20 protein-coding genes are annotated in these 19,278 nt (G+C 59.8%); 5 read left to right on the forward strand and 15 right to left on the reverse strand.

Annotated elements, in window-relative coordinates; genetic code table 11:
- Positions 1–133 precede the first annotated feature (133 nt).
- From V8J88_RS22935 to V8J88_RS22945, 3 genes are all read left to right on the forward strand, one after another.
- On the forward strand, positions 134–460 hold the full coding sequence (locus tag V8J88_RS22935; protein WP_338846589.1) for a c-type cytochrome: 327 nt from the start codon (positions 134–136) through the stop codon (positions 458–460).
- Complete coding sequence (locus V8J88_RS22940) at positions 457–1,722, forward strand: NAD(P)/FAD-dependent oxidoreductase (protein ID WP_338846590.1); 1,266 nt, start codon at positions 457–459, stop codon at positions 1,720–1,722. Before V8J88_RS22935 ends, V8J88_RS22940 begins: the two co-directional genes overlap by 4 nt.
- Before the next feature lie 232 nt (positions 1,723–1,954).
- Positions 1,955–3,757, forward strand: a complete 1,803-nt coding sequence (locus V8J88_RS22945) for a chorismate-binding protein (RefSeq protein WP_338846591.1) — start codon at positions 1,955–1,957, stop codon at positions 3,755–3,757.
- Positions 3,758–3,819: 62 nt separating this feature from the next.
- On the opposite strand, the gene V8J88_RS22950 is transcribed toward V8J88_RS22945, so the two are convergent.
- From V8J88_RS22950 to gspG, 12 genes are read right to left on the reverse strand one after another with little or no spacing between them, the layout of a single operon-like run.
- Positions 3,820–4,497 (reverse strand): hypothetical protein, encoded by a 678-nt coding sequence (locus tag V8J88_RS22950; protein ID WP_338846592.1) that lies wholly within the window; start codon positions 4,495–4,497, stop codon positions 3,820–3,822.
- 27 nt (positions 4,498–4,524) lie between these two features.
- The gene (gene gspF / locus V8J88_RS22955; RefSeq protein WP_338846593.1) at positions 4,525–5,748 is read right to left on the reverse strand and encodes a type II secretion system inner membrane protein GspF; all 1,224 of its coding nucleotides are present in this window, start codon (positions 5,746–5,748) and stop codon (positions 4,525–4,527) included.
- Positions 5,749–5,750: 2 nt separating this feature from the next.
- On the reverse strand, positions 5,751–7,178 hold the full coding sequence (gene gspE / locus V8J88_RS22960) for a type II secretion system ATPase GspE (protein ID WP_338846595.1): 1,428 nt from the start codon (positions 7,176–7,178) through the stop codon (positions 5,751–5,753).
- 6 nt (positions 7,179–7,184) lie between these two features.
- Positions 7,185–9,305, reverse strand: coding sequence for a type II secretion system secretin GspD (gene gspD, locus V8J88_RS22965; protein WP_338846596.1), 2,121 nt, complete (start codon positions 9,303–9,305; stop codon positions 7,185–7,187).
- Positions 9,305–10,087, reverse strand: a complete 783-nt coding sequence (gspN, locus tag V8J88_RS22970) for a type II secretion system protein N (RefSeq protein ID WP_338846597.1) — start codon at positions 10,085–10,087, stop codon at positions 9,305–9,307. The genes gspD and gspN overlap by 1 nt, the downstream gene beginning before the upstream one ends.
- Positions 10,084–10,572 carry a type II secretion system protein GspM gene (gspM, locus tag V8J88_RS22975; RefSeq protein ID WP_338846599.1) on the reverse strand — a complete coding sequence of 163 codons (489 nt, stop codon included), beginning with the start codon at positions 10,570–10,572 and terminating at the stop codon, positions 10,084–10,086. Before gspM ends, gspN begins: the two co-directional genes overlap by 4 nt.
- 10 nt (positions 10,573–10,582) lie before the next feature.
- On the reverse strand, positions 10,583–11,803 hold the full coding sequence (gene gspL, locus V8J88_RS22980; protein WP_338846601.1) for a type II secretion system protein GspL: 1,221 nt from the start codon (positions 11,801–11,803) through the stop codon (positions 10,583–10,585).
- 8 nt (positions 11,804–11,811) lie between these two features.
- Positions 11,812–12,942 carry a type II secretion system minor pseudopilin GspK gene (gene gspK / locus V8J88_RS22985; protein WP_338846603.1) on the reverse strand — a complete coding sequence of 377 codons (1,131 nt, stop codon included), beginning with the start codon at positions 12,940–12,942 and terminating at the stop codon, positions 11,812–11,814.
- Entirely contained in the window at positions 12,939–13,595 is a 657-nt protein-coding gene (locus tag V8J88_RS22990) for a prepilin-type N-terminal cleavage/methylation domain-containing protein (RefSeq protein WP_338846604.1), read from the reverse strand. The genes gspK and V8J88_RS22990 overlap by 4 nt, the downstream gene beginning before the upstream one ends.
- Positions 13,588–13,980, reverse strand: coding sequence for a type II secretion system minor pseudopilin GspI (gspI, locus tag V8J88_RS22995; RefSeq protein ID WP_338846605.1), 393 nt, complete (start codon positions 13,978–13,980; stop codon positions 13,588–13,590). Before gspI ends, V8J88_RS22990 begins: the two co-directional genes overlap by 8 nt.
- The gene (locus V8J88_RS23000; RefSeq protein ID WP_338846606.1) at positions 13,977–14,441 is read right to left on the reverse strand and encodes a GspH/FimT family pseudopilin; all 465 of its coding nucleotides are present in this window, start codon (positions 14,439–14,441) and stop codon (positions 13,977–13,979) included. The genes gspI and V8J88_RS23000 overlap by 4 nt, the downstream gene beginning before the upstream one ends.
- A 29-nt stretch (positions 14,442–14,470) precedes the next feature.
- Positions 14,471–14,911, reverse strand: coding sequence for a type II secretion system major pseudopilin GspG (gene gspG, locus V8J88_RS23005; protein WP_338846608.1), 441 nt, complete (start codon positions 14,909–14,911; stop codon positions 14,471–14,473).
- Positions 14,912–14,996: 85 nt separating this feature from the next.
- On the opposite strand from gspG, the gene V8J88_RS23010 reads away from it, so the two are divergent.
- A complete protein-coding gene (locus V8J88_RS23010) occupies positions 14,997–15,431 on the forward strand; it encodes a hypothetical protein (RefSeq protein ID WP_338846609.1) in 435 nt (144 codons plus the stop codon).
- A 174-nt stretch (positions 15,432–15,605) separates the two neighbouring features.
- Here V8J88_RS23010 and V8J88_RS23015 read toward each other — a convergent pair whose 3' ends face one another.
- Positions 15,606–15,845 carry a hypothetical protein gene (locus V8J88_RS23015; protein WP_338846610.1) on the reverse strand — a complete coding sequence of 80 codons (240 nt, stop codon included), beginning with the start codon at positions 15,843–15,845 and terminating at the stop codon, positions 15,606–15,608.
- A 140-nt stretch (positions 15,846–15,985) separates the two neighbouring features.
- Here V8J88_RS23015 and ald point away from each other — a divergent pair, with 140 nt between their 5' ends.
- Positions 15,986–17,101 carry an alanine dehydrogenase gene (gene ald / locus V8J88_RS23020; RefSeq protein ID WP_338849959.1) on the forward strand — a complete coding sequence of 372 codons (1,116 nt, stop codon included), beginning with the start codon at positions 15,986–15,988 and terminating at the stop codon, positions 17,099–17,101.
- A gap of 74 nt (positions 17,102–17,175) precedes the next feature.
- On the opposite strand, the gene V8J88_RS23025 is transcribed toward ald, so the two are convergent.
- Positions 17,176–17,874 carry an HNH endonuclease gene (locus V8J88_RS23025; RefSeq protein WP_338846611.1) on the reverse strand — a complete coding sequence of 233 codons (699 nt, stop codon included), beginning with the start codon at positions 17,872–17,874 and terminating at the stop codon, positions 17,176–17,178.
- On the reverse strand, positions 17,871–19,232 hold the full coding sequence (locus tag V8J88_RS23030; RefSeq protein ID WP_338846612.1) for an AAA family ATPase: 1,362 nt from the start codon (positions 19,230–19,232) through the stop codon (positions 17,871–17,873). The genes V8J88_RS23025 and V8J88_RS23030 overlap by 4 nt, the downstream gene beginning before the upstream one ends.
- Between the last annotated feature and the right edge of the window lie 46 nt (positions 19,233–19,278).

The raw sequence follows: 19,278 nt of genomic DNA on the forward strand, positions 1-19,278 counted from the left end.
CGGATTGTGCGCCTGCCAGTCTTGACAGGCTTGACGCATAAACAACAGTCTGAGTGCGCCGCTGACATAGAATGCAAAGCAGGTTTTGCCGAATTTCCCCCGGCCCGCCGCAGGGCTGTCATCAGGAGCGAGTATGTCAAAATGGTTTGTCCCCATCTGCGCCTGGCTGGCGCTGACACAGCTGCCGGCGGCAGCGCAATCGGGCGCGTATTTCACGCCGGGCAGCCGTCTGGCGGCGGCGTGTGCGAATTGTCATGGCACAGAAGGGCGCACCCAGGGCCAGCTGTTGCCGCGTCTGGCGGGGCAGCCGCGCAGCGATTTGGAGCGCGCCCTGCGTGAATATAAAGGCGGCCAGCGCAGCGGCACGGTGATGCCGCAAATCGCCAAGGGTTTGCAAGAAGAACAAATCATCTTGCTGGCGCAGTGGTACGCCAGCCTGCCAGCGGGAGCACAACCATGAAACGGCGTCAACTTTTACAAGCGCTGGGCGGCGCGGCCCTGCTTTCCGGTTGCGCCGGTTTCGGCCTGGGCGCGCCGGCCCCGCGTGTGGTGGTGGTTGGCGGCGGTTATGCCGGAGCGACTGCCGCGCGCTATTTGAAACACTGGGGCGGCGCGGGCGTGCATGTCAGCCTGATCGAACCCAATCCGCAGTTTATTTCCTGTCCCTTATCCAATCGCGTGCTGGGCGGCGAGATGCAGCTGGACGAGTTGCGCCGGGATTATCGCAATTTGCAGGCGCTCGGGGTGGAGTTGATCGCGGCGCGCGTAGCCGGGTTTGATCCGGCCAAGCGTCAGGTGCAATTGGAAGATGGCAGACAATTGCCGTATCAGCGCTTAATCGTCGCGCCCGGCATTGATTTGCTGTATGACAGCATCCAGGGCTTGAGCGATGGACTGCAACATGCGCACATCTTGCACGCCTGGAAAGCCGGGCCGCAAACCCTGCAGCTGCGCGCGCAACTGCAAGCCATGCGCGATGGCGGCGTGTATGTGCTGACGGTGCCGCTGGCGCCTTACCGCTGCCCGCCGGGGCCGTATGAACGGGCCTGTCAGGTGGCGCATTATTTCAAACAGCACAAACCGAAATCCAAGGTGTTGATTTTGGACGCCAACCCGGATGTCACCTCAAAAGCCGGCTTGTTCAAAAAAGTCTGGGCCACCCAATACGCCGGCATGGTGGAATATCAGCCCAAGTTCAACTTGACCGAAGTCGATGCGACGCAATTGCAAGTGCAATCGGAATTTGGCGACAAGCATAAGGCCGATGTGCTGAACGTGGTGCCGCCGCAAGCAGCTGGCAGTTTGCTGCGCAAAGCCGGTCTGGCGAATATGAACGGGCGCTGGTGTGAAGTCGATTTTCTGACGTATGAATCGAAAGTGGCGGCTGGGGTGCATGTGCTGGGCGATGCGATTCAAATCGCGCCCCTGATGCCGAAATCAGCGCATATGGCGAATCAGCACGCCAAAGTCTGCGCCGCCGCCGTGCTCGATTTGCTGGCGGAGCGCGCACCCAATCCGCAACCGCTGCTGACCAATACCTGTTACAGCTTTGTCGATGCGCAGAATGTGATTCATGTCGCCTCAGTGCATCAATACGACGCCGCCAAGAAAACCATGCTCACCGTGCCCGGTTCCGGCGGCTTGTCCACAGAGCCGAACTTGCTGGAAGGGCAATATGCGATGAACTGGGCCAATAATATCTGGGCTGACAGCCTGGGTTGACTTGCTGTGTGCGGCATGCGTGTTGCTGGCCGCCGCACCCGGCATACCGTCGCAGTGGCCCCGCCCAAAGCGCGCAGGAATGACGGCGCGCTGCTGCGGGGCGGCTGCCGCCAAGCCGGCAGGCAAGAAAGCAGCGTCCAGCGCTGGCGCAAAGCCGGGCGGCGATCATGTTACTATTCGGCATCTTCTTATCCACCCTTGGCCGGCGCCATGTTTTTAGGCTGGAATCGCTTTGTCTGCTTCGCCCTGTTTCGCCCTGCTTGATGACGCCCGCACCGGGCAGGCGCGTGTATATGACAAGCTGCACACGCAGCTGATCTGCCCGGACGCCGCCGCGCTGGGCGGCGTGCTTGACGCCATGCAAAGCCATCTGCGCCAGGGCCGTCATGCCGTGCTCTTGGCCAGCTATGAATCAGGCGCGGCGTTGCAAAATATCCCGCCCTGGCCGCAGACATCCTGCGCCGCAGCGCAAATCTTGATTTTCGACGATATGCAGCTGTTGGATGCGGCCCAATTGCAAACCTGGCTGGCGCAGGCCCCGGCAGCCCCGGCAGGCATCCTCGATTCCCATCTGCAGCCAGGTTATGAAGAATATGCCGCCAAGCTGGCGCAGATTCATGACTGGCTGGAACAGGGCCATAGCTATCAAATCAATTTCACCTGCCGCCTTGCCTGCCAGGCATATGGCGATGTGCGCCGCCTGTATGCGCGTTTGCGCGCGCGTCAGCCGGCCCCGTATGGCGCCTTGCTGGCGTTGCCGGATGGCCAGGCGCTGCTTTCACTCTCGCCGGAATTGTTTTTACGCAAACAGGGCCAGCGCTTGCTGGCGCAACCGATGAAGGGCACCGCGCCCGCCAGCGACGATGCGCAGCAGAATCAGGCGCGCGCCGCCGCCTTGGCGGCAGACCCGAAAAACCGCGCGGAAAATCTGATGATCGTCGATTTGCTGCGCAATGATCTGGGCGCGGTGGCGCGCACCGGCAGCGTATGTGTGCCGGCCCTGTTCGAGGTGGCGCGTTTTGGCGGTGTGTTGCAAATGACCTCGAATATCGAAGCCGAATTGCGGCCCGAGGTCGATTTGCGCCAACTCTTGCAAGCCCTGTTTCCCTGCGGCTCGATCACCGGCGCGCCAAAACGGCGCACCATGGAAATCATTCGCGCCCTGGAAACCGGCCCGCGCGGCTGGTACACCGGCGCGCTGGGCTGGTTTGCTCCGCATGCAGACGCGCACAAGATTGGCGATTTCTGCCTTTCAGTGCCGATCCGCACCCTGCATCTGCAAGCGCCGGATCAGCAGGGTTTGCGCGCCGGCGTGTTGGGCGTTGGTTCCGGCATCGTATATGACAGTCAGGCTGCGGATGAATATGAGGAAGTGGCCTTGAAAGCGCGCTTTTTGCAAGCCCTGCCACCTGAATTCAGCATTTTTGAAACCATGCGCGCAGGGCGCGACGGCATTCCGCTACTGGAAGCGCATCTGGCGCGCCTGCAGGCGTCTGCGCACAGCCTGGGCCTGGCGTGTGATTTGCCGGCCTTGCGCGCCGCACTGGCGGAATGCTGCGCCAGCTTCCCGGATGCGGCGTGGCGCCGTTTGAAGCTCAGTCTGGGGGCGAATGGCGTGCAGCTGGAACACGCCGTGCTGCCGCCCATGAGCAGTGCGCCCAAGCTCTTGGTCAGCGACGCGCGCTGCAGCACGCCGCATTGGCTGTTGCGCCACAAAAGCAGCGAACGCGCAGAATACGACGCCGCCTGGCGCGCCGCCGAGGCGCAAGGCGCATTTGATCAATTATTTTGCAATGCGGCCGGACATGTCACCGAAGGCGGGCGCAGCAATCTGTTTGTGCTGCTGGACGGCGTCTGGCTGACCCCGCCCCTCGCCGACGGCCTGCTGCCCGGCGTGATGCGCGCGCAACTGCTGCAAGAACTCGGCGCGCAGGAACGCAGCATTAGCCTGGCCGAGCTGCGCCGCGCAGAACAAGTCATGCTCTGCAACGCCTTGCGCGGCGCTTTTGTGGTCGGGTTGCAGTGGCTGGCGTGAGGCTGCGCGGAGAATAAAAAACGCGGGCTGCAAACCCGCGTTTTGGTGTTGGCGCTGCCGGCTTATTTACTCACCACCGGCCCATTCGGCTCAGACGGCTGGGCTGGTTTCGGGATGCTTTGCTGTGCTTCCACATTCGGCCCGCCAATCCCGCTGTTGACCATGATTTGCGGTTCGCCGATTTTCATGGTCGGCATGTTCAGGCCGGTGGCGCCGTGCATGCCTTGCAAGGGCTGGCCGTTATGCGCTTGCGGCGGTGGAGGAGGCGGTGGGGGCGGAGGCGCGCTGTTGCCGCTCATGGCTTGCACGGCCCCGGCCTGCGCCGGCAGATCCAGCCGTTTGCTGACCCCGCCTTCATTCAACATCACATATTGCGCATGCACTTCCTGCAAAACCACATGCTCGAGCGGCTTGCCGTCGGCGCTCAGCAGCGGTTTGCCGGCAGCCACCGCTTGCGGGATGCCGCCATCCGCCGACAACAGAGCATAGCCGCGCTGCGGATTGCTGGCGGCGACCACGCCTTTGAGCTGGTAATTGCTGGCGGCCTGGGCATGCACCGCTTTGCCGCCAAACAGCGTCATCGCCGCATCAATCGGCTGCTCCGCCTGCACGCTGGGGGCCGGGGCCGGCGCGGCGTCGCGCTGCTTGGGCTTGAACAGTTGCATGCCCCAGTAAGCGGCCGATGCGCATAAGGCCAGAAACAGCACAAAACTGGCCAGCAAGGGAAGGCGCTTATTCATGTCTTTCCTTTTTTCCGGTGCGCTGTTTCAGCGCACCAATTGATTGATTTCAATGATGGGCATCAGCACCGCCAACACAATCAGCAGCACCACAATGCCCATGCCCAGGATCAGGGCCGGCTCCAGCATGCCGGCAATGGTCAGCGTGCGCCGCTCCAGATCCTGTTCCTGCGCGCTGGCGGCGCGTTGCAACATCTGCGCCAGCTCGCCGGTGATTTCGCCGGCGCGGATCATGTGGATCAGCATCGGCGGGAAATGTTTTTGCGCCGACAGCGAACGCGCCAGACTCACGCCTTCGCGCACGCTGTTGGTGGCTTCGTCCACCAGATCGCGCATCGCCACATTCGAGAGCGTATCGCGGCTGGTTTGCAAGGCGCGCAAAATCGGCACCCCGGAACCGGTGGTGATCGCCAGCGTGCTGGCGAAGCGCGCGGTGTTCATGCTGCGTTCAAAACGGCCAATCAAGGGCGCGTTCAAGAGCCAGGTGTGCCAGCGCAATTTAATCGCCGGATCGCGCAGCGCCAGCCGCCAGGCGATGAAGGCCGCCACCAGCGCCAGACCGACATAAATGCCGTAATTGCGCACAAAATCAGACAAGGCCATCATGATTTGCGTCAGCAGCGGCAGCTTTTGCTTGCTGTTGGCGAACACCTGCACAATCTGCGGCACCACATAAGTCAACAGCACAATCACAATGCCGAGGGCGGCGACGGTGACGATGGCCGGATACATAAAGGCCAGCCGGACTTTATCCACCAGGGCATTGCGCCGCTCGATATAGTCAGCCAGACGCGACAGCACCCCGGCCAATTGGCCGATCTGCTCGCCGGAGCCGACCAGGGCGCGGTAAATGTCTTCAAAGTCGCGCGGGTGGCGTGACAGCGCGTTGGAGAGCGGCGAGCCGCCCACCACCTCGCCCCGGATCGAGCCGATCAGCTCGCGCACATAGGCGCGTTCGGCTTGCTCCAGCAGCGCGCTTAAAGCCTGTTCCAGCGGCAGGCCGGCTTCCAGCAGGCTGGCCAGCTGGCGGGTGAACATGGCCAGCTCGGTGCGTGAGAGTTTTTCGCCAAAACTGCTGCGCCGCACCGCCTGCCCGCTGTCATCGACTTGCGCCGCAATTTGCTCGACCGTCAGCAAGACCAGACCAAGATTGCGCAGCTCGGCGCGCGCCGCGCGTGCGCTGTCAGCGTTCAACACGCCTTTCTTGGTTTTGCCGTTGGCTTCCACGGCTTCATATCGGAAGGCCGGCATGATCAGTCCTTGGTTACGCGCAGCAATTCGGCTTCAGTGGTGATGCCGGATTCCAGCCAGCGCTGGCCGTCTTCACGCATGGTGAGCATGCCTTCGCGCTGCGCTTGCACACGGATTTCAGATTCCGGCGCGCGGTTGTGAATCATATTCCGCACTTCGTCGCTGGCGCTTAATAATTCATACACGCCGACGCGGCCAGTGTAGCCGGTGTGGTTGCAATGCTCGCAGCCGACCGCATGCCATTCGCCATGGCTGTCCTGACGCCGGCAATGGGTGCACAGCTGACGCACCAGACGTTGCGCCAACACCCCCAGCAATGAGGAGGAGAGCAGGAAGGGTTCGATGCCCATATCCAGCAAACGCGTGACCGCCGCCACCGAATCGTTGGTGTGCAAAGTCGCCAGCACCAAGTGGCCGGTGAGCGAGGCTTGCACCGCAATTTGCGCGGTTTCCAGATCGCGGATTTCACCGATCATGATCACGTCCGGGTCTTGCCGCAAAATCGAGCGCAAGGCTTTGGCGAAAGTCATGTCGATTTTGGCGTTGACCTGGGTTTGCCCGATGCCGGCCAGATCGTATTCAATCGGGTCTTCCACCGTCAGAATATTGGTGGTGCTTGAATTCAGGCGCGACAGTGCGGCATACAGCGTGGTGGTTTTACCGGAGCCGGTCGGGCCTGTCACCAGCACGATGCCGTGCGGCTGATTGATGGCGTGGTCAAAGCGCTGCATCATCGCTTCGCTCATGCCCAGATGGGCCAGGTCGAGGCGCTTGGCTTCTTTGTCCAGCAAACGCAGCACCGCGCGCTCGCCATGCCCGGTCGGCAGGGTGGAAACGCGCACATCGACCGGTTTGCCGCCCACGCGCAGGGTGATGCGGCCATCTTGCGGCAAGCGTTTTTCCGCAATGTCGAGCGCGGCCATGATCTTGATACGCGAAATCAGCGAAGCATGAATCGCTTTCTTGGGACGGATCACATCGCGCAGCGCGCCATCCACGCGAAAGCGCACCACCGAGGTTTGCTCAAACGGCTCGATATGGATATCGGAGGCGCCATCGCGCAGCGATTGGGTGAGCAGGGCGTTGATCATGCGGATCACCGGCGCGTCATCCGCCGATTCCAGCAAATCTTCAATCGCCGGCACGTCTTGCATGAGTTTGGTTAAATCCAGCTCAGCGTCGAATTCATCCGCCACTTGCGAGGCGTCGCCGCCGGACGCGGCATACGCGCGCGCAATCGCCGCATCCAACTCTTCGCGGCTGACCGCGTGCAGTTTCAGACGGCCATGGCGGCGCGCCACTTCGGCCAGCGCATGGCGTGGCGTATCCGGCGCATGCCAGACTTCGGTGACATGTTCGCCATCTTGTGCGCGCGCCAAAATGCCATGGTCGCGCGCAAAGGCGAAGGGAAGCAGGCGGGCATCCAGCATTGCGGCTTACTCCTTATCCAGGCGCGACGGGGCCGGCGGCACCGGCTTGGCCAGGTTGGCGCCTTGCGGCACGCCATCTTTTAATTCCTGCAACTGCGGTGCGCCAAAATTGGGCAGGGCGCGGTTTTGCGGTTGCGCATCGTGCTGGCGCGCGCGGATGTAGTCGTAGCGGTCATACGCCAGCGCATTGTTCTGGTCTTGCGTCTTCAGGATGATGGGGCGCAGGAATACCAGCAGATTGGTCTTATTGCGCTTGCGTTTTTGATACTTGAACAGATTGCCCAGCACCGGAATATCGCCCAGGCCCGGCACTTTCTCCATGTTTTCTGTGTTGGAGTCTTCGATCAGGCCGCCCAGCACCACGATTTGACCGTCATCGGCCAGCACATTGGTTTCAATCGAGCGTTTTTTGGTGATTACGCCGGCCTGGGTATTGTCCGCCAGCGAAGACGATTCCTGATAAATCGCCATGCGTACCGTGCCGCCTTCGGTGATTTGCGGTTTGACCTTCAGATTCAAGCCCACGTCTTTGCGGTCGATGGTCTGGAAGGGGTTGACGGTTGAGCCGCTGCTTTGGCCGTTATTGGTGTACTGGCCGGTGATGAAGGGCACATTCTGGCCGACGATCACCTTGGCTTCCTCATTGTCGAGCGTGATGACATTTGGCGTGGAGAGGATATTCACGCCGTCTTCGCTTTCCATGGCACGCGCCAGCGCGCCCAGGGTCAACTTGCCGCTGGCCGCATCTTGTTTGACGATGCCCAGCGCCAAGCCGGAACCTGTGACCGCATTCTTGCCGGCCAGCAAGGTGGTTAATGGCGTGCTGGAACTCATGCTGTTCGCCGCCCCAAGCACCCGGTAGTCGCTCTTGGAATTGCCGGACAGCGCGGCCCACTGAATGCCGAATTCGGCGGCGCGGTCGGATGTCACTTCGACAATCAGCGATTCGATATACACCTGGGCGCGGCGCTGGTCGAGCTGGTCGATCACCGCGCGCAGCGATTTATATTGCGCTTCGCTGGCGGTGATGATCAGGGTATTCGTGCTCGGGTCGGCCTGGATGAAGCCAGCCGGGCCGCCGCTGCTTAAACCGGCATTGGCGCTGCCGCTATTGGAAGATGGCGGCGGCGGCGGCGTGGAGCCGCCCACCTGGCCGGTATTCGGCTGATTCGGCGACAGACCGCTGCTGCTGGAATTGCTGCTGGCGGCAGCGGAGGTATCGCCGCTGATGATGCCGCGCAGGGTTTGCGCCAGCTTGGTGGCATCCGCATTTTTCAGATACACCACATGCACATTGTTCGGATTCTTGGTCGGCTGATCCAACTTGCCGATCAGGGTTTTGGCCATGTTCGCGCGCGCCGTGGAGGGGGCGCGCAAGAGCAGGGAATTGGTGCGCGGATCGGCCACCAGGCTGACCCGGCCCGAATCGGCGCCGGCGCCTGCCGGCTCCATCATGCGGTTGACCATGGTGGCGATATCCGCCGCCACCGCGTGCTTGACCGGGATGATGTCCACATCCACCGTGGCCGGCGCATCCAGCGCGGCGATGATCTTGCCCAAGCGGCTCAGATTGTCGGCGTAGTCGGTGATCACCAGGGTGTTATTGCCCGGGTTGGCGTTGATGGTGTTATTCGGCGAAATCAGGGGCCGCAAAATCGTCACCAGATTCATCGACGATTCGTAATTCAGGCGGAAAATCTGGGTCACGATCTGATCGCCCTTGGGCACATTGTGCGAAGGCGTGATGGTGGGCGAGTTTTGCAACTTGGCGTCGCCTTCCGGCAAAACCTTGGCGAAACCATCGCCCTGCACCACCGTCATGCCCTGCATGCGCAGGTGCGAAGCCAGCATCTGGAACAGCTGGCTTTTGCTGACCGGCTTTTCGGTGACCAGATTCATCGTGCCTTTGACGCGCGGATCGATGATAAAGGTGGTGTTGGTGAGCTGGCCCACGGTTTTGATCACGGTTTCCAGTTCGGCCCCGACCAGATTCACATTCAAATCGGCGGTTTCAGCGTGTGCCACGCCGGAACTGGCAAGCGCGGCGCACAGCAGCGCCGCAGCGGCGGTGGCGCGCCATGCCGGGCGCGAAGATTGCAGGATACGGTTTTTGGCTCTGTTTTTCATTATCTATACTCTAAAGCGATGTAATCTTTGCCGCCTTCTCTGCGGATTTGGCCAAGCAAGCGCAACAGGTTTGCCAGCTTCTCTTCTTTCCCATCCTCTGCCTGCGCCTTGCCGGAAAACTGCAAACGCGCCTGCTGTATCGCGCCCTGGCCGGACAGCAACAACGGCCCTTTCAAGGTGCGCAATTCCATTTGCGCCTGCTGGCCCTGCCAGTTGAAGCGCAAATTGTAATCGCCCAGGGGTTTGACGAATGACATGCGCGAAGCGACCTCGTTCAATGTCATTTGTATCTCACCATGCAGGTCGAGTTGCGCGCCCTGGCGCGCAAAACGCAATTCCTGCCAACGTAATTCCATGCGGCCCGACAGGCCGACGGTATTCAATGGCGCGCCCAGCGCGCTCAAACCGTCCGCCGGCAGCAGCAAATGTCCCGGCCCCAGGCGCCAGGCGTCAATCCCGCCCGTCATCTGCAGCGGCTGGCCCATGCACTCCGGGTTTTCCAGCTGCATCTCGATGCTGCCCCACAAAATCGAAGGCGACAAACGCCAGGAAAAGCGCCCCGGCAACAGCGGCGTCAGCGGATCATTCTTGCCCGGCGCGGCGCCGATATACGCGCTGCCGCGCCACAAACTGCCTTGCGGATCGCCTAAAGCCAGCTTGCCGCCACTCTGTTTTTCCAGCAACAAGCCGAGCCAGGAGGCCGGCAAAAACGCCAGCACCGTCACCCCCACTGTCAGCGCCGCCGCAGCGGCCCACAGCAGGCTTTGCTTGCCGCGCATCATTTCGGCTGATACAGACTGAGCGTGGCGACCACCATACCGGGAGCGCCCTGCGCCACGATATTTGCATCAATCACGCTGACATGCGCCGATTTTTGCAAACCGTCCAGCCACGCCACCACATTGCCGAATTGCGCTTCATTTAATTGCAGTTTGACCTGCTCGCCCAGCATGCCCACGGTTTTAGCCGACAAACCGGCTTGCGTCAGCGAGGCTTCAATCATTTCCTTGCTCAGCGGCGCGCTGCCGGCGGCGGCGCGCTGCTTGAGCGCCTGCGCTTCCTGCACCAGAGCCTGAATCTGCGCCGCCTGCATTTTGAGCTGCGGCAATTCTTTTTCCAGCTTCGGGCGGTTGCTCAGGGCCGGATCAATCGCCACCAGATACAGCAGGGCGAAGGCAGCGAAGGCGCCTAATCCTTTCAGCAGCTTTTGCTCTTGTTCGGTGCGCACCGACCAGAAATTGTCAAACGCCTGTTTCAATGCATTCATGCCCTTATCCTCATTTTTGCAACTGCACTTGCCAGCTGCGCCCGTTCGCCGTCAAATTCAAATGACGCGCCGCCAGCGCGGCTTTCATATCCGCTTCCGGCGCTTCGCCATCGTCTTTGAATTTGATGTGCAGACTGCGTTCCTTGTATTCGATGCTGGCGATGCCGGCCACCTTGCGCGAGGCGGCGACTGCGCTCAGCGCTTCGCCGAAAGCGGCGGACATGGTGGTGAAATCGTCCGGCGCGGCGATCCCGGCGGCGGCTTTGCCGGCGTCGATTTTCTTGCGCACCTGCAACACCGGGTCTTGAATCGGTTCGTTCGGGAAAGCGCTGCGGAAGGTTTGGTTGATGCTTTGGCGCAATTGCTGCGCTTCGCGCTTGGCGCGCAGATATTCGACATTCAAGCCGGCGATGTGCACCAGCGCCACCACGCCCAGCAAGGTCAGCGGCCAACGCCATTGCGCCCATTGCACCCCGGCCCCGCCGCCGCCGGCCACGCCGGCCATTAAATCGAGTTTGCAGGCGCGCGCGCCATCGATCCAGCGCTTCCAATCATCGCCCTGCACCTGCCAGCCGGCGTCACTGAGCGCGCCCTGCCAGTCTTGCAATAAACCGGACGGCAACACCACGCGCGCCTGTTGCGGCAAGAGCTGGCGCAGACTGTGTTGCACTTCTTCCAGCAGGCGCGCAGGCGAATCCGCCAGCACGCCAAAACCAAAGGCTGGCGCGCCAGCCGGAACCAGGGTCAGCTCAGCGCTGTTGGCGCCGCTGCTTTCCACCAGCGCGGCGTCAGCGCTCAAGCCGGCGCACAGTTGCGCCGGAAAAGCGCTGATGCGCTGTGCGCCGAGCGCGCGCAATTGTTGTTGCACTTGCGTCAGCCAGGTTTTATTCACCACCGCCACCAGATGCATGCCGTCAGCATCCGCCGGCCCGCTTTGCGCCAGCACGATTTGTTCTGACAAGGAGCCAAGCAATTGTTCTTCAACCAGATTCGGCAGCGCCAGCTTGAGCTTGGCCGCCGGCAGGGCCGGCAATTTGCAGCGCAGCAGGCTGACATCGGCGGCGGCTAACAGCAAAACGACGCGCTTGGCCGACTGCATCAAGCCGCCCAGATTGGCCAGTTTTTCGCTGCCCTCGCGCTGCACCGCGCCATTCTCATGCACCAGCGCAAAGGCGCAGGCGCTGTGTTCAGCATTGGCCCGGGCGGGATGGCGGATATACAGTGTAGTCATGTTCTTATTCAGAGTTCCCGAAACCAGATGATTCTGGCGCCATTCGGCAAGTGTTGCCCGCGTTCAATCAAGGTCAGGCTTTCCAGAGTGGCGCGCTGTTCCACGCTGACCTTGCCATAAACAATGAAAAAATTACTGGCCGTGGCCAATCCCGGTGTGTCCGGTATTTGAATATCCTGACGCCGCGCACGGAAGTCTGGAATATCCTTGAAATACACGCCGCGCTTCACATCTGCCGCCAGCGCTTTGGCCAACGACAAACCCAAACCCGGTATGCGCGCCGCCAACACTTCCGGCGTAGCGGTATTGACATTGATGGGGGTGATGCTATTGCCTATGCGAGGCAAAAATATCACATGTTCGCGCAATTTGGCCAAAATTTCCGGTGTATAACCCGGAATTGACAGCAAATCCTCAACGTAATTAAAGCTTACCGGCTCCTTTTCGCCCCGCTCCACGGCCTGCAAATCGCCTGCTTTCGGGCCTTTGCCATCGTCCACCCCCTTGCCTGGATCCGGCCCTTTGCCCGGCTCGGCGCCCTTGCCCGGCTCTGCGCCTTTGCCGGGGTCGCCGCCCTTGCCCGCATCCTGCCCCTTGCCGGGGTCGCCCGCCTGTTGCGGCTGGCGTTGGCTTTGCGCCACGGCTTGCGCAGTGGCGCGCGCTAAAGAGGGGTTGATTTGCAGATTTTCCAGCAGGCGCAAAAAGACTTGCAATTCGTCTTTACTGAGTTTGCCGTCAGTGGCCAGATTCGCCAGGTTGTAGCGCGCCTGGGCATCGGTCACGCGGCCTTGCAACACTGCTTCCGGCTCATCGTCGTGTTTGCTGTTTTTATCGCGCTCGTTGAAATTATTGATGCGGGTTTCCTGCAGCGTGGTGGCCCAGACTTCGCCATAGTGGTCGATGGTGGGCGAGGCTTTCAAATCCTCACGCAAAATCAGCTGCGTCCAATCCAGCGCGCCCAGCATGATCCACTTGGTTTGCAGGCGCAGACGCTGGTTTTCAATCGAGCGGATCTGCACCTGTTGTTGCCAGAACAGGCTGGAGACAATGGTGGTGGCCAGCGCCACCAGCAGCAGCGCGGTCAAAACCGCCACCCCGCGCCGTGCGCGCCGTTGTGACACAGCCTGGCGCGCGCTCATACCGCCCCCAGCATAAAATTCTTGATCATGCTGCCTTCCATGCCCTGCACCTGCAGCGCGACTTGCAAGCCGCTTGGCACATTCACCGGCGCCACCGGGCCAACGCCGCCGACCGGCGCGCCGGGATTGATCGAGATTTCGCCGCTGGTCACGCGCCAGCCGCCATCCTGATACCAGGTTTGCATCACCATCCCGCTCACGCCCTGCTGCAGCCTGACCGGTTGCGCCGGATCGGTGTCGCCGATGGTGGCGCGCCACATCATTTCCAGCTCGCGCAAATCGCGCGTGATATTCGATTCACGCCGGTACAGCACGCCATCCTTGACCCGGTAGGCCACCACTTGCAGCGCGGTGGCCTGATTATCGTATTGCACATTGCGCACCATAGTCAGGCGTTGCGGCTCAATCGCCAGCACAGCGCGCCCGCCCAGATCGTAATTCACCGCCGCATGTTCGCAATCGCTTTGCAGCTGGGCGAAACTGAGTTGCAGACCGCGTGTGATATCCAGCTCGCGAGTCAGGGTTTCGCGCGCGCGCGTGATGCCGTCCAGCGCGCGCCAGCCCAGCACCGCGATAATGCCCAGAACGGTGACGGCGACCAGCACTTCGAGCAGGGTAAAGCCAGCGGCGCGGCGCAAAGTGTGGTTAACCATTTGCCGCCACCAATTGCACCAGGGTGGTGATTTTTTGCTTCATGTCCGCGCCTTCATAAACGTGCACTTGCACTTTGCGGAAATTGGGGTTGGGCGTGAGTTCCACCTGTTCCTCACACACCAGTTTGAGTTCAGCCTGCGGGCAATCCATGCTGCGCTTGCCCACCGGCGGGTATTCATGCGCTAAGCGGATTTGCACCAGGCGGTTTTCTGCAGCCCAGGTGGCCAGCAGATTTGAGCGCAAATTCGAGCTGGTTTGCGCCAGCGAGGCAGTGGCGCGCAAGGCGCCGGCCAAGGCCACGCCGACAATAAACAAGGCCACCATCACTTCCAACAGGGTGAAGCCGGCGCGCTTGGCAGGAGAGGGTAAGGGGCGGCGCATCATTCCACCGTGAAATGGCCAATGCCATCGGCGCGGATGCTGGCCGAGACTTCGCCGGAAGCCAGCGTCAGCACAAAAGGTTTGTCCACCGGTTCGCGGCCAAAAATAATCCGGCTGCCGCCATCCGCCGGGGCCGGCTGCATACTCAGGCGGATGCCGGGGCGCTCGAATTCGCGGTCTTTCAACATATCGTCTTTGGGAATCGCCACCCACTGCCCATTTTCGCGCATGCGGAAATAATATTGCTGGCCATTCGCTTCAAACATGATTTGCCGGTTGCGCACAATCGCCTCATCGCGCGCGGTTTGCAATAACAGCGCAATGCGCTCAGCGTCGCGCTGCAAGAGCTGGCGATCGCTGGGCATGGCGTTAAACGAGACCACGCCCAGCATCAGCCCGATGATGGCCATCACGACCATCAGTTCGAGCAGTGTGAAAGCAGCTTGTTGGCGCAGGCGGGACATGGTGGCGGTGTGCTGAGGGGGCGGAGAAATTACAGATCCCAGTTGCCGATGTCGGCATCCGCGCCCGTGCCGCCCGGCTGGCCATCGCCGCCATAGGAAAACACATCGACTTCGCCCTTGGTGCCGGGCGCCAGATATTGATACGGATTGCCCCAGGGATCTTTCGGAAGACGTTCCAGATAGCCGCCTTCTTTATAGTTATTCGGGATCGGGCCGGTGGTGGGTTTGGTGATCAGCGCTTGCAAACCCTGCTCAGTGGTGGGATAGCGGCTGTTATTGAGCTTGTACATCTTTAACTGCTGCATGATGGTGGCGATTTCAGTCTTGGCGCTGGTGCGGCGCGCCTCCACCGCATTGTTTTGCAGTTTGGGCACCACCAGACCGGCCAGGATGCCAATGATGGCGATCACCACCATGATTTCAATCAGGGTGAAGGCGGCGCTGGATGCGCGTCGAATCTTGGTATTCATGGTTATTCTTTGTCTGGAATGGGAAAAAGGAAAAGTATAAGGGTGAAACCACAGATTGTTGTCAGCATTGCCAAGATTTTGTTCTTTGCAGCGCAACATCCAAAGCGTGACTGCTTTCCTATGGCAGGCGTTCAACATGCTCTGCCACAAGATTACCCTGGCAACTTGGAGACGGGCGCGGGCGCAAAGTTCCGGCCAGCTTATTGTCGCATGGCTGGCCCTGATCCGGGAGGCGCAATGGCGCTGCGGCGCGGGTTTTATCTCATGGCGGCAAGGACATAATAGGCGCGCCTTGTCGCCGCGCGCCAGCCACACAGCAGTTCAGCCCTTCGTTTTTTGCGCCATGCGCGCAGCAGCCGACAAAGCGGAGCAAGCCCGTTTGGCTGCAGCAGAGCAAGCCGAAGCGTTTGAAATAGCGAGATGGAAAGCCATTGCCCAAGCCGCAGCCAACGGCGCGAACAAGCACGCCCGCCTGTTGGCGATTGTCGAGCAGAACAAAGCCATATTGGATGCTTGGTAAGCGTTTGCGCCCGCACTTCCCGCCATTCATGAAAAGTACGGGCATCCCCGGGCGGCGGTGAATGGCGTGTTGCAGTATAAACAGCAATACAAGGCCAGCCAGGCCAAAGTCAAAACAGCAGCCTTGCGTACTGCCGGCGATGTCTGCTTGTGCAGGCAGAAAAGTTTGGCGTATTCAAATAGACGGTAAGGTCAATTCCTGCGCGACGAATGAAATTTTGCGGCTGATGTTTTCAGATTGATGCCGGGTGGACGCCATGACTGCGCCGCCATATTCCCTTCCTTTTTCTGGCTTTGCGGCAACAGCAAGCAGCTGCTTGTCGCATCGAATTTTGCCTTGATTTACAGCCGGCCAGCCGCTGCTATACCGGCTGTTTGTCCACACTTGCCAAATGTTTATGCCGGTTTTGCTCAAAAATTGTGCAAAACGGTGTTTTGGCTGCTGCGATGCACCATAAGAGGGCGCGACGCGTGAGCGGCAGATGGCTAGAATAGTCCGGTTTGGGTGCGCGCTGGCTGGCGCTGCCTGTGGTCATGTCTGTTCAGGAGAAGATGATGCTGGTAGGTTTGCCTAAGGAAATCAAGAATCATGAATATCGGGTCGGCTTGACCCCGGCCAGTGTGCGCGAATTGACAGCGCGCGGGCATCAGGTGCTGGTGCAAGCCGGAGCCGGCGCGGCGATTGGTTTGGACGATGCGCAATATCTGGCCGCTGGCGCCAGTCTGGCGGAGCATGCGTATGAAGTGTTCGCCAAGGCGGATATGATTGTCAAAGTCAAAGAGCCGCAAGCAGTGGAATGCGCGATGTTGCGCGAAAACCAGATTTTGTACACCTATTTGCATCTGGCCCCGGACCCGGAGCAAACCGCTGCGCTGGTGAAATCGGGCGCGATTTGCATCGCTTATGAAACCATTACCGGCGCCAATGGCGGTCTGCCGCTGCTGGCGCCGATGTCGGAAGTGGCGGGCCGCATGTCGATTCAAGCCGGCGCGACCTGGCTGGAAAAATCGCGCGGCGGCATGGGTTTGCTGCTGGGCGGGGTGCCGGGCGTGGCCCCGGGACATGTGGTGATTCTGGGCGCGGGCGTGGTCGGTACAAATGCCTTGCAAATGGCGGTCGGCCTGGGCGCGCGCGTGACGGTGCTGGATAAAAATGTTGATCGTCTGCGTCAACTCGATCTGGTGTACGGCAACCGCATCACCACCTTGTATTCGACTGCGCTTTCGGTGGAAGAGTCGGTATTGTCGGCGGATCTGGTGATCGGCGGCGTATTGCTGCCGGGTGCGGCGGCGCCGAAGCTGGTCACGCGCAGCATGATTTCGCGCATGAAAAAAGGCGCGGTGGTGGTGGACGTGGCGATCGACCAGGGCGGTTGCTTTGAAACCTCACGCGCCACCACTCACGCTGATCCGGTGTTTGTGGTGGATGATGTGATTCATTATTGCGTGGCGAATATGCCGGGCGCGGTGGCGCGCACCTCCACTTTCGCGCTGAATAACGCGACTATCGGCCATGCTGTGGCGCTGGCCGACTACGGCTGGCGCGATGCGCTGGCGGCGAATCCGCATTTGAAAAACGGCTTGAATGTGGCGCAAGGCAAGGTGACATACGAAGCCGTGGCGCGCGATTTGGGTTATCAATATGTGAGCGCGGACAGCTTGTTGGGCTGATTGGAATTGGCTTGTGCTGTAAAAAACCGCTGTCTGAGGGCAGCGGTTTTTTTTGCGCCCGTTTTGCGCGCTTTTCACAACAACAGCGGATCGCGTGGAATCAGTTTTACGCCATCAAAACAATTTTTTGCGCTTGATGGAAAGGCGTCAAGCAAACGTTGCTGCATGTCAGCGTCGTCGGCAAATGTGGCAAACCAAATTGAAAAACCACCTCTGGCAAGCGCAGTTTGGATAATTTGATCGCGCATGAAAGGGGAATCTGCATTGCGCAAATTTTGCCGCGAGCGCTCAGCAACACTGCGCACGATTTCACGGGTGCTCCAGCGCCGGTCTGCCTCCGTTGGCTGACGATTGGGATCAGGATTTCCTTCGTATTTGTCCAAGCCCAAAAGTTGAACTGTCTCTTCCGCCAGTGAAAATGCCGGGTGATCACGCGCCAAACCAACCTCCACCCATCCCCCAATGTATTTAAAAGCCAATAAAGTATTGTGCTCATCCGGCCAAAGGTGGGTATGCTTGGCGTGCGGCGGCCGCAGGACAGGCTTGCTGCCTTTGCTGGAGTTGCAGTTGACGCAGGCGAGCAAAAAATTGTCCCATTCCAGCGCCAAATCTTTGTGGCGGGATTTGGGCATCACATGCTCGACTGCCAAGTGGGTTTCAAGCAGACGTTCGCAAAAACTGCAGTAACGGCCAAGCCGCTGCTCCAATGGGGCGCAGGCATCCTGGTAATTTGTGAATTGCTGCGGCGCCGGCCCCTTGTCCACCGGCCTCATAATCCAGCCTCACCCAGCGCAGCCAAGCGTTCCATGCGCAAAAATGCCTGATAAGCAGGGTCGTCAGAAAACGGTTCTATTAATGCATCCAATTTTTGCTTGAGCGCAGCCAAGGTTTCAGCATCGCTTGGCCTTGCTGCACGCAACAAGGTGTAATACTGCTCTGCCGCTTTGGTCATCGCCATCCAGCGCTGGCTGCGTTGGGGCATTTCCACACCTTGAATCAATTCCACGATATCTTCGATACTGAGCTTTTCGTATTCTGTGCCGACAGCGTCCGTTTCCTCAAGCTTACCCAGCGGGATCAATTTCCCGCCATGCAAAGACTGAATCAAAAATGGTGAATGGGTGGTGCAAATAAATTGCATGCGCGGGAATATCTTGCGCAGCGAAGCAATGATTGCGCGCTGCCAGCGTGGATGCAAATGCAAATCCAGTTCATCAATCAAAACCACGCCCGGGGTCTGGGCGCAGGCATCGCCTGCCAAATGCGGGTTGAGAATGGCTGCGCGGCGCGCCAGATCGCAAAATAAGCCAAGCATGGTGCGCTGGCCATCGCTCAAATGTTCAAAGGGTACGCTGGGAGCGGCGCCATATTCCACCATCACCCGGCTGTCTTCAAAATCGAAACGCAGGCCCGTACAACCTTCCAAGGCGGCGCGGGCGGCATTCCGTATCGACTGCAAAACGGGGGTGTCGTGCTTTTTTTGCAGAGACGCCAATTCATGCTTCACCAACCATTCGCCCAAGGCGCGGTGATTGGCGCCGGTATGAAAACAATCGCGGTAGGCATCAAAACGCGAATAGCGCAGGGTTGCGCTTGTCTCTGGCGAGATTGACTCTTGCGCTTTCCAGATGCGGTCACATTCGTAAAACGCAAACAGTGGAAAAGTGAAATCATGGCCGCTGTCGATGTACTTGATTGCGTCACTTCCTAAGGTGGCGAAACTCAAGGGGTAGTTTTTGGGGAATTTTTCATAGACGATATTGGCCGCGATTTTGGTGCGTTCGCTTTCTTTGGCGCGGGAGCGTGTCCAACTGACAAAACCGTTTTTTTCTTCACCTTGCGGGTCGATAATGGATGCCTCGCCAGTCGCGGCGATCCTCACTGGCCAGACTTTTTCATAGCGTCCCTCGCGCGGCGATTCCCGCACTTCACTGTCAAGAATCTGGCGGTGATTGCGTTCATCGTCAATATATGCGTGCGCCCAGCCACCGAGCGCCACCGCCAGCGCTCGCAGCAGCGAAGTCTTGCCGCTGCCATTCGCCCCAACCACCAAATTGACATGAGGATCGAAATCAAATTCGGCTGCACTGAATAGTTGGAAATTTTCAATACGAATTGAATTGATCTTCATACACGAACTCAACAAAGGAGAACTCACAAGAAAACGCCCGCAAACA

It is taken from the genome of Massilia sp. W12 (assembly GCF_037300705.1).
Lineage (GTDB): Bacteria > Pseudomonadota > Gammaproteobacteria > Burkholderiales > Burkholderiaceae_D > JACPVY01.